Raw genomic sequence first — 10,390 nt, 5'->3', positions numbered from 1 at the left:
TATAGTCATTCGCACCCTGAGAATTACACTTTGAAGTGATTCAGGGTATGCGCTTACTGGTTACGAATATTGAGCGAGAATCATGCGATGATCGCCGCTTTTCTTTCGAGCCAGTAGGTGCTCCACGTTCGCTAACGAATACTCAGGGCATGCAGATAACTGCTGGCTATATTTCTTTCGAAGAGCGTGGAATGCATACCAATCCCCGATAAAAAGGAGTTGGTGATGACTGAGACTAATCAATTTGCTGCGCACGTTGGTCTGGACTGGGCAGATAAAAAGCACGATGTCTGTGTTCAGTTTAAAAACGGTGAACGCACATTCCATGTGATTGAACATACGCCGGAAGCGCTTGATGTCTGGCTTACCGAGTTACACCAGAAGGTAAAAGGCAGGATCGCTATCGCCGTTGAGCTGAAGAAAGGTCCCGTGGTGTATGCTCTTCAGAAATATCCATTTATCACCGTTTTCCCCGTCCACGCTTTGTCTCTGGCTCGTTACCGGCAAGCCTTCTCGCCCAGCGGTGCTAAAGATGACCCGCAGGATGCCGAGCTGGCATTAGAGTTAATGCTGCGTTATCCCCAAAAGATAAAAGCCATTGAACCCGACAATGCCGATATCCGGTTACTCCAGCAACTGGTTGAGCAGCGTCGTCAGTTGGTTGAAGATAAGCGCCGTTTTGTGAACCGGCTAATCAACACACTCAAACAGTATTATCCTCAGCCCCTGGAGTGGTTCTCACATCGGGGTAGCTTGCTATTGTGTGAACTGATTATGCGATGGCCCAGTCTGCAACAACTAAAACGAGCCAGGCGAGACACGATCCGCAACTTTCTCAATGCCAAAGGTGGCCGCGCAATGGCCCTTACCGAGCAGCGTGTTGTGAGTATTGATAACGCCATTCCGTTGACGACAGACCCGAGTGTTATAGAGGCTAATGCTTTGATGGCAACAGCACTGGCGACACAAATTAAAGTCGTGAGTGAAATCATCAAAACCTATGACGAACGAATCGAAACGCTGTTTGACACATTGCCAGATTCGGGGCTGTTCAAATCACTTCCGGGCATGGGGCCGTGTTTGGGACCACGAATGCTTGCTGCACTTGGTGATAACCGTGACCGGTTTAACAGCGCTGAAGAAATTCAAAACTACGCAGGTATTGCACCGGTGACAGAACGAAGTGGCCAGAAATCCTGGGTTCACTGGCGATGGCAGTGTGCCAAGTTCGTCCGGCAAACCTTTGTTGAATGGGCTGCCAAGACGGTTAACTCATCATACTGGGCCAGACTTTATTATCGGGGACTGCGAGAAAAAGGAAAATCTCACCAGTCTGCAATCCGGGCTCTGGCCTTCAAATGGATAAGGATCATTTACCGCTGCTGGAAGACCAAGACCCAGTACGATGAAGCGAAGTATTTGCTGGCACTGGAAGCGCGAAAGTCGCCCTTACTGAAGCCATAAAAAAGCTTGTCGAATGTCTCAGGGCGTGAAGCGGACACTGATATGTAAGTGCCGCTTAGACTGGCGCTATGTGGATGTTTATTGTTCTGACCTCACTGGCGGAAGAGATGTTTTTGCTACCGAAATCAAATTTTCCACTGCTTCCAGAGGGATGTTCTCTTCGTAGCAGGTCAGAAAGAATTCATGTGTAATGTCAGAGTAGAAGACTTCAGCAACTTGCCGTAATGGAGATGTCCCGCTGATAGATAATTCCAGATACATACCATCACGTATCACGTCGCTTCCACGTCTCAGTTCAAACTTAATCTTAGACATATACGAATTCCTTTTTTAAAGACAAAGACATTTTGCGTTAGTGATATCAAAAACAATTTGGTCAGGATATAATTTTTCACCAGAGACTGCGCTAAATAAGCGATTCTACGGAAAATACTGAATTCGTCATAACTCAACAACTTCCGCTCTTGGCACTAAGGTGACCTACATAACGGCGATCACCGAGGCTCAACTGGACAGTAAGATGTTTTTGTCCAGTTATACCTGCCTGTGGCATTTATCTCAGTAATACCTGAATCAGCTGAACGAAGATATACACTGTCGCTGCCACTTGTATAGTCCGGAACCCCCATCTGAGATAGCGCCATTCATGGCGTTCTCTGGCATCAGCTGCTTCAATAGCGGGGTCAGAACATTTTCTTTTCCTGGCCCTGAATTCATCGATTACCCACAGGATGAGAATAAAGATAATGATGGTTTTCTGAAGGATGGGATTATCCACAAAGAGTGACTCCGGCCTGCCCGCTGATACAAGCAGAATAGATGAACCACCTTCACGTAGCCACCACTAAATGTAGGGGTGATATTCGTTTTCGTTCTGGTGGATTTTGCGGTGATTCTGTCCATGGCAGTTTGCTCCCCTGCTATCTGACCGGCAGCGATGAGCGAAAAGTGGACAGATTGTCTAGTAACAGATTCATAATCTACTAAATTGGCATATTAAAAAATTTGGTACTCTATTCATCCTGAATTATTTATACAGAAGTAGAATGTGTCAATCTTTAAATTAAATATTTAAAAAATCAATAATCTCTATACAGGAAGGTTCATTTACACATAAAACAGTACTATTTGGATAGTTTGATTCCAGTGCAAGTTTTCTTTGGTGTTGATTCTTTATATAAACATTATGGATAATTACTTTATGCTTTAAACTTTGCTGCAAAAGGCCCATAATTATACAATCATCTACTCTTGCGTCTTTTCTTTTTTTTATCGTGATGTCACGTCTCTTAGCTAATTCGTTATAGTAATTGTCAATGATGCTATCTCTGTGTAAGTTATATATATTTAATCCATTGTTAGTTCTCAAATCTAAAATTTCCGAATCATCTACTTTAATCTTGGATTTTATTACGCATGTGCCATCATGTCTGTTTTTAGACCATTCAATTGCGTTTTTAAGAGGGTCTGATATACCATCTGTAAAAAAATATACACCGTGCCCTAACCAATCCTCATTTGATTGACTCGATTTAAACCCATCGTTTATTATAGACAGCATGGCTGTCGATGTGGTACCATGGTAACAAATAAATTCCTTTAAAGTTAACAACTTATGCTCACCTATTGTATCGTCGCTGCTACATCAATCATTATGCTGTGTATTATACTATATAAAATTAAGCCTAAATATATTTATTATTCTTTTTTATACTATAAGAAAAAAATAAGCCAAGATAAGAATTTTTTTAGCAGTTGTATTCAGTATATAGCCACCATTTTTTTATTTACAGTTCTGTATTTTTCTATAGAATACGTTCCATTCTCAGATTATATTGGCAAGATTATGCCGTTATTGCCTGATTATATTAGTGCCTTGTTAGTGTCTCTAAAAGGGAAAGGTGCTTCAATAACACTCATGCTGGCATTTATAGAACTTGTAATTTTAATATTTTTGATTTTTATTTTCGTGAAAACCCCTACTTCTCCAAAAAACAAGATAGTTAATGAGTTGAGTTTAGATAAAATCATAAGTTATAAGAATGTAAATATATTCTCATTCTTTGGTTCTATAGAAGATATAAGTAATATTCAAGTAATTGTGACATCTGAGAATAGTGATTTAGAATTAGCAAGCTTTTCAAGTACATCAATATCTGGCAGGGTAAGAAATATGGCGTCATCTAAGGATGATATTGGAAATGTTATATCTGATCCACTGTATGAAAATATTTCTCGTTTTAAAAATAAGCATAATAAGTGTAACGATTTTAATCTAGGTACATGCATTTCTTCGCAACCTTTGAAATTACAGAATCATGGTGTGAAGTGTGTTATTCACGCGGTCGCAATCAAAAAAAATAATGATAATACAATAAGTTACGATGATATCGCTATAAAGAAAATAATTTCCTATTCAATAGAGAAATGCATCAATAACTCTTTCGAAAGTATTTTTATTCCTATTTTTGGTATAGGAAGTGCTCAGCAAGCCCCTACCTATTTAATTAATAAACAGTTAGAATCAATAAAGTCAGTATTAGATTGCGAGTTAATGAATGCCCCATCGACTTTAAGTCTGAATATTTATTTAGGTGTTTATCGCGAATTAGATTGTTTATTCTTAAAAAAATCAGCAATAAAAACGTTTAGGTAGCATATGATAATTGGATATACATCTGGAGTTTTTGATCTTTTTCATCAAGGTCACAAAAACTATTTGCTAGCTTGTAAGGAATTATGTGACTTTTTAATTGTCGGTGTCGACTCGAATTACAGAGCTAAAATATTAAAAGGTGACACCAGACCCATTGACGATATTTCAACTCGTCTAAAGAGTGTTAGCGTTTATTGTGATTATGCGTTCGAAAAAATAGAACAATCTGGTGTATATATCAACAAATATCACCCTGAGGTTTTTTTTCGCTCTAGAGATAATATAATGAATGCTCACAAAATAAATAACAAAACTATATACATACCGTATACCGAAGGAGTGTCTACGTCTATGTTAATAGCCCAACGTCTCATACTGAATTGATATTTTATAATAGTGATGTTTATATCTTCTCATCAAGTATGTACTTTGGTATTTCATAAACTAAAAATAAAAAAGGATAGAAGTGTGCAGTTCTGTTAATAATTAAACCCGTAAGTCTCAAATGAATATAATGGTCATATAACTACAACAAAGTGTTAACTTTCTTTAGTAGCAGCAACGTCCGCTCCTGGCACAAAGTGGACCCTGAGGAATGAGTTCTATCCTCGTGGTTCACTAAGTGCAGCAAGTTCTACTCGAATCCTGCTACCCATTTGTCCAACATATCCGCCCATTCCTGCATCATCACTTTACGCTCATCAAGATAAGTTGCATGGTTGTATGTGCGACGAACATTGTTGGTATCAGCGTGCGCAAGCTGAGCTTCGATAGCATCAGGTCGATAGCCCATCTCGTTTAAGCGGGTACTTCCTGTGGTTCTGGTTGCATGTGGGCTATAAGTACCGCTCCAGCCGAGGCTTTTAAGTAGTTGACGCAGCGAGTGTGATGTCATCGGGCCACGCGGGTTATCACGGCCCGGAAAGAGATGGTGTCGATGCCCGGTTAATCCCTGTAGTGTTCTGAGCATGTTGACAGCCTGGGAGGGAAGGGGAATAACGTGTTCTCTGCGAGCTTTCATTCGCGTTGACGGAATCGTCCACAGTGCGTTATCGAGATCGAATTCTGTCCATTCTGCCTCAGTTACTTCGGCTGGTCGCGCCAGCGTCCACCACATAAGCCACATGCAATAGTTAACCTGGTATGAGCCACGACTATTGTCAAAACAGCTTAATAACTTTCCAATTTGCTGAGGATTCAGTGCTTGTTTGTGCTGTGTCTTATTGGCCGGAAGAGCTTTGCGCACGGGCCAGACAGGATCACTATCAGCTCTAAGTGTCGCTACTGCCAACTCGAAAACTGATGAAATGGTTCGACGGGCTTCAGCGGCAACGGTCGGAGCGCCGCGCTTAGCCGTTTCCTGAAGAATTTTAAGAATGTGGTGCGGAGTGATCTCCCTGATAGGAAGTTTGCCGATGGCGGGGAAAACTACACGCTCAAGCATATCCAGTCGCCGCGTTTTGGTGATTTCGGCCCAGTCTTTCAGCTGCAACCACTCTTTGGCAATCAGCTCAAAGGTGTTAGATGCGTCATTGACCTTACGGATCTTATCTAACTGATGAGCCTGTGTCGGGCTAATTCCATCTGCGACTTGCTTACGCGCTTGCTCGCATTTCTCGCGAGCTTCGGCAAGTTTGACCGTCGGGTACTCACCCAGCGCAAACATGCTGGATTTACCGTTGAGTTTAAACCGATAGCGCCATGCCTTTTTACCATTGGGTTTCACTTCGAGGTAGAGACCATTGAAATCATTAAGTCGATAGAGTTTTTCTTTCGGCTTGGCAGTGCGGCATTCGTATCAGTGAACCTAACGGGGCCTTGTTTGTTTATTATACCGTTATCGTACCCACTAAAAATGAAGATGGCAGAATGTTGTACTCATCCGTGTACTCATTTTTGACTGCATTGTTATGAGATGACTTGAGACGTTATGAAATAAAAAATCCACGCAATTGCGTGGATTTTATGGGGTTTTATATTTTTTATGCGATTCACTGAGATCGCGTGAGACAACAGAAACGAATTTAGACGTTGAACAGGAAGTTCATCACATCGCCATCTTTAACGATGTAATCTTTACCTTCTGCACGCATCTTACCGGCTTCTTTCGCGCCTTGTTCACCTTTATAGGTGATGAAATCTTCAAACGCGATGGTTTGTGCGCGGATAAAGCCTTTCTCGAAGTCAGTATGAATTTTACCCGCCGCCTGCGGAGCCGTTGCGCCAACAGGAATGGTCCATGCACGAACTTCTTTCACGCCAGCGGTGAAGTAGGTCTGCAGGTTCAGCAGTTCGTAACCAGCGCGGATTACGCGGTTCAGACCTGGCTCTTCCAGACCCATTTCAGCCATGAATTCTTCACGGTCAGCATCATCGAGTTCTGCGATGTCAGCTTCAACGGCAGCGCAAACTGCAACCACCACGGAGCCTTCAGCTGCGGCGATTTCACGCACTTTATCGAGGTATGGGTTGTTTTCAAAACCGTCTTCGTTGACGTTGGCGATATACATGGTTGGCTTCAGCGTCAGGAAGCTCAGGTATTTGATAGCCGCTTTGTCTTCATCAGTCAGCGTTTTCAACGCACGCAGCATGCCAGCGTTTTCCAGTTGTGGCAGGCATTTTTCCAGTGCAGCCAGTTCCGCTTTAGCGTCTTTATCGCCGCCTTTAGCCTTCTTCTGTACGCGATGGATAGCGCGCTCACAGGTATCCAGGTCAGACAGCGCCAGTTCGGTATTGATAACCTCAATGTCGTCAGCCGGATCCACTTTGTTATTAACGTGGATGATGTTGTCGTTTTCAAAGCAGCGAACCACGTGGCCGATAGCTTCGGTTTCACGGATGTTCGTCAGGAACTGGTTACCCAGACCTTCGCCTTTGGACGCGCCTTTTACCAGACCGGCGATGTCGACGAATTCCATCGTTGTTGGCAGGATACGCTGCGGTTTGACGATTTCGGCCAACTGATCCAGACGCGGATCGGGCATCGGGACAACACCTGTGTTCGGCTCGATAGTACAGAACGGGAAGTTTGCCGCTTCAATACCCGCTTTTGTGAGCGCGTTGAACAGGGTGGATTTGCCTACGTTTGGCAAACCGACGATACCGCATTTGAATCCCATGTTTAAATCACCTTAATCTTTTGATATTCAACCTGTTATGGAAAACAGATTGTAGAAAAGTAAATAACTCTGCCTATTATACACAGCACGCGAGAAAAATGCCGCACATCGCTGCTTATTGCGCTTTAAAGGTGTGTAACCGGCTCGTTGCCTTGGTCAGGCCATCTTTGAATAAAATCTCGGTACAACGTGCCGCTTCGTCAATTGCTTCATCAATTAACTTCTGTTCTGAAACAGGCGGTTTGCCTAAAACAAATCCGACAACTTTGTTTTTATCACCCGGATGACCAATTCCCACGCGTAAACGATGAAAGTTGGGGTTATTGCCCAACTTGCTGATGATGTCTTTCAGGCCATTATGTCCGCCATGACCGCCACCGAGCTTAAATTTTGCCACGCCAGGCGGCAGGTCTAATTCGTCGTGCGCGACCAAAATTTCATCGGGGTTGATACGATAAAAACTGGCCATCGCACCCACGGCCTTGCCGCTGAGATTCATAAATGTGGTCGGTACCAGCAAACGGACATCTTCCCCTTCGAGCGTTACTCTGGAGGTGTAGCCGAAGAATTTCGGCTCATCACGCAGGGGCGCGCGTAATCTCTCTGCCAGTAAATCGACATACCATGCGCCTGCGTTGTGTCGCGTTGCCGCATACTCTGCGCCGGGGTTCGCCAGGCCGACAATCAATTTAATCGTCACGTGTTTTGTCCTGAGTGTTTCCATAAACGACGTGTAGTTTACTGTCTGATGCTGCTCTTGACAAAAAACTGCGTTCTAATCGCCAAAAACTGAATAATTGCACAAATGGACTATTAGAAATTGAGTATGTTCAGTAGCTTATTTGTAAAGTTTTGTTGCGCGAGTGTTTGTAATTGTGATCGCTCCCGCACTTGCGAACGGCAGTGTTGTCTATACTTTACACATAAGGATTAGGGGTATTCCCTGTAGCAACCCAAAGTTCCGGAGGTGACACATGAAACGCAAAAACGCTTCGTTACTCGGTAACGTGCTCATGGCTTTAGGGTTGGTGGTGATGGTGGGGGGTGTTGGTTACTCTATTTTAAACCAATTGCCGCAATTTAATCTGCCACAGTTTTTCGCACATGGTGCCGTGCTCAGTATTTTTGTAGGTGGTGTTCTGTGGTTGGCGGGAGCCAGAGTGGGCGGGCACGAGCAAATCAGTGACCGTTACTGGTGGGTACGCCATTATGACAAACGCTGTCGTCGCGGTGATACCACTCATCGTCATAACTAAATCGTTTCCCGGCAGAGAGGGCTGCGGTTTGAATACAAAGTCCTGGTTGAAAAACCAGGACTCTGCTTAATTATCCTTGCATAGAACGCACTTTTATATTCGCTACGGAATATAAGAAACGTTATTCGAATAACCGATAATGTAACGTTTTAACCGCGCTATCCGCGTCTTCAGCGGGCAACAGGAAACACAGGTTGTCATTTGACGCGCCGTGGCAAATCATTCGCACCGTTTGCCCTTCAAGCCAGGCAAAAACGTCTTTGCAAACCCCCGCCGCCTGAGTCAGCCGATTCCCCACCAAAGTCACCAATGCCAATCCGGTTTCCACTTCCACACGACAGTGGGAGGATAATGCGGTAAACAATGCGCTGGTCAGTATATGATCTTCACCTGAGGTTGCGTGAGTCGCGTCCAGCGCCAGTGCAATACTGTTCTCTGAGGTTGTAACCAAATCCACCGTGACCGCGTGGCGAGCTAAAATGGCGAAGGACTGCGCCAGGAAAGAACCGGACGGTTGTGTCTCCAGACTATGTAATCGCAACAGCGTCTGTTTACGGCGCACGGCAAGCGCACGATAGCGAGGTGGGTTGTCGGTGGTGTTATGCACCAGCGTACCACCGGCAGCCGTATCCTTACTTGAGCCAACAAAGACCGGAATGCTTTTGCGCATTGCCGGAAGCAGCGTAGCCGGGTGGAGGACCTTCGCACCGAAGGCGGCCATATCGCTGGCCTCGGAAAATGAGATGTGGTCAATCCGTTTGGCCCGCGGCGCAATGCGCGGATCGGTGGTGTAGATCCCTGCGACATCGGTCCAGATGTCCACGCGTGCGGCGTGAAGCGCCTCACCGAGAAGCGTCGCCGTGTAATCACTACCACCGCGTCCCAGCGTAGTGGTATGCCCTGCGGCATCCCGGCCGATAAACCCCTGGGTCACCATAATCGCTTGCTCAAGACGAGGGCGCAGGTGAGTCTCCACCAGGTGGTGCAGGGTACTGAGTTCGGGTTCGGCGCAGCCGAAACTCGAGTTGGTACGCATCACGCTGCGGGCGTCAAACCACCCGGCCTCGGCATGCCGTTCACGTAAGACTTCAGTAAACAGTAAAGAGGACATCAGCTCGCCGTGACTGACCAATTCATCGCTTAGCGCATCAGACGGTGAAACGGTCGCCGTTTGTGCAAGATGGCGGATGTTGTTGAGAAGATTATCGATTTCCGTGCTGATAACGGACGGCTGCTTCAGGCGGGAAATAATGTTGTATTGGATGGCGCGTAAGGTCTCAAGCTTATCTAATTGTTGATGCGTTTCCAGACCTTCAGAAAGCTCGACCAGTAAGTTTGTAACGCCTGCAGAAGCAGACAGTACGACTAAACGGACATCTTGATCAGCAAGGACAATGCTGGCGCTTCGGTTCATCGCATCAAAATCAGCGACGCTGGTGCCGCCAAATTTGGCAACGACGGATGGTGGATAAATGCGAGTCATAACAATCTCATATCAGGGCGCCATAAAAGTATGGCTAGAAAATTTTCATTCTCGGCATAAGGGGAAACGGTGTTCGCCTTACGAAATGTCCGCCCGCGAACATTTCTGCTGACAACCCAGGGAATACCTGTTGTCGAAAACGCGTGTCGCCTGTACGCGTTACCGGGTGCTGCGCATTAATTTTATTTACATAGCCTGCAAATAAGCGCGCCATACTAAGTGATTTATATTTAGGGATCGACTTTTTTATTCGATTTATCGACAAATAAGTGAAAAATCATGTCGTAACAAGAAAACGCGTACATTATTAATGGTAAAAACGTGTAAAAAAATAATAAAAACATGAAAATTACATGGTTTTTATAACATCGTATGCGTTGCAATTGGCTACGGTAATTGTTAATTAAATAGA

The 10,390-nt window shown here is 44.7% G+C and carries 10 protein-coding genes and 1 pseudogene; 4 read left to right on the top strand and 7 right to left on the bottom strand.

Annotated features, from left to right (window positions below):
* The first annotated feature begins 225 nt into the window (after positions 1 to 225).
* Positions 226 to 1,464 (top strand): IS110 family RNA-guided transposase, encoded by a 1,239-nt coding sequence (locus tag OGV65_RS20640; RefSeq protein ID WP_012291449.1) that lies wholly within the window; start codon positions 226 to 228, stop codon positions 1,462 to 1,464.
* A gap of 78 nt (positions 1,465 to 1,542) precedes the next feature.
* Here the strand turns inward: OGV65_RS20640 and OGV65_RS20635 are convergent, their stop codons facing one another.
* The 3 genes from OGV65_RS20635 to OGV65_RS20625 form a co-directional block, all read right to left on the bottom strand.
* Positions 1,543 to 1,779: a hypothetical protein gene (locus OGV65_RS20635; RefSeq protein ID WP_279265731.1), complete on the bottom strand. Its 237-nt coding sequence runs from the start codon at positions 1,777 to 1,779 to the stop codon at positions 1,543 to 1,545.
* Between the two features lie 238 nt (positions 1,780 to 2,017).
* Positions 2,018 to 2,242, bottom strand: a complete 225-nt coding sequence (locus OGV65_RS20630) for a hypothetical protein (RefSeq protein WP_049005647.1) — start codon at positions 2,240 to 2,242, stop codon at positions 2,018 to 2,020.
* Between the two features lie 285 nt (positions 2,243 to 2,527).
* Positions 2,528 to 3,076 carry a hypothetical protein gene (locus tag OGV65_RS20625; protein ID WP_279265732.1) on the bottom strand — a complete coding sequence of 183 codons (549 nt, stop codon included), beginning with the start codon at positions 3,074 to 3,076 and terminating at the stop codon, positions 2,528 to 2,530.
* Between the two features lie 234 nt (positions 3,077 to 3,310).
* Here OGV65_RS20625 and OGV65_RS20620 point away from each other — a divergent pair, with 234 nt between their 5' ends.
* Positions 3,311 to 4,120, top strand: a complete 810-nt coding sequence (locus OGV65_RS20620; protein ID WP_279265733.1) for a hypothetical protein — start codon at positions 3,311 to 3,313, stop codon at positions 4,118 to 4,120.
* 3 nt (positions 4,121 to 4,123) lie between these two features.
* Positions 4,124 to 4,504: an adenylyltransferase/cytidyltransferase family protein gene (locus OGV65_RS25445; RefSeq protein WP_353655157.1), complete on the top strand. Its 381-nt coding sequence runs from the start codon at positions 4,124 to 4,126 to the stop codon at positions 4,502 to 4,504.
* A gap of 250 nt (positions 4,505 to 4,754) precedes the next feature.
* On the opposite strand, the pseudogene OGV65_RS20615 reads toward OGV65_RS25445, so the two are convergent.
* From OGV65_RS20615 to pth, 3 genes and pseudogenes are all read right to left on the bottom strand, one after another.
* Positions 4,755 to 5,915: pseudogene (locus tag OGV65_RS20615) on the bottom strand (tyrosine-type recombinase/integrase); the annotation flags it as partial.
* Positions 5,916 to 6,144: 229 nt separating this feature from the next.
* Positions 6,145 to 7,239, bottom strand: coding sequence for a redox-regulated ATPase YchF (ychF, locus tag OGV65_RS20610; protein ID WP_016153303.1), 1,095 nt, complete (start codon positions 7,237 to 7,239; stop codon positions 6,145 to 6,147).
* 115 nt (positions 7,240 to 7,354) lie between these two features.
* Positions 7,355 to 7,939, bottom strand: coding sequence for an aminoacyl-tRNA hydrolase (gene pth / locus OGV65_RS20605; protein WP_016153302.1), 585 nt, complete (start codon positions 7,937 to 7,939; stop codon positions 7,355 to 7,357).
* Positions 7,940 to 8,213: 274 nt separating this feature from the next.
* Here pth and ychH point away from each other — a divergent pair, with 274 nt between their 5' ends.
* Positions 8,214 to 8,495 carry a stress-induced protein YchH gene (gene ychH / locus OGV65_RS20600; protein WP_016153301.1) on the top strand — a complete coding sequence of 94 codons (282 nt, stop codon included), beginning with the start codon at positions 8,214 to 8,216 and terminating at the stop codon, positions 8,493 to 8,495.
* A gap of 121 nt (positions 8,496 to 8,616) precedes the next feature.
* Here ychH and lysC read toward each other — a convergent pair whose 3' ends face one another.
* Positions 8,617 to 9,978 (bottom strand): lysine-sensitive aspartokinase 3, encoded by a 1,362-nt coding sequence (gene lysC / locus OGV65_RS20595; protein ID WP_019076947.1) that lies wholly within the window; start codon positions 9,976 to 9,978, stop codon positions 8,617 to 8,619.
* Positions 9,979 to 10,390 lie beyond the last annotated feature (412 nt).

The organism is Citrobacter sp. Cb004, assembly GCF_030337065.1.
Taxonomy (GTDB): domain Bacteria; phylum Pseudomonadota; class Gammaproteobacteria; order Enterobacterales; family Enterobacteriaceae; genus Citrobacter; species Citrobacter braakii.
Note: the sequence above shows the minus strand (reverse complement) of the source record. Positions and strands in the feature narration are given on the sequence as shown.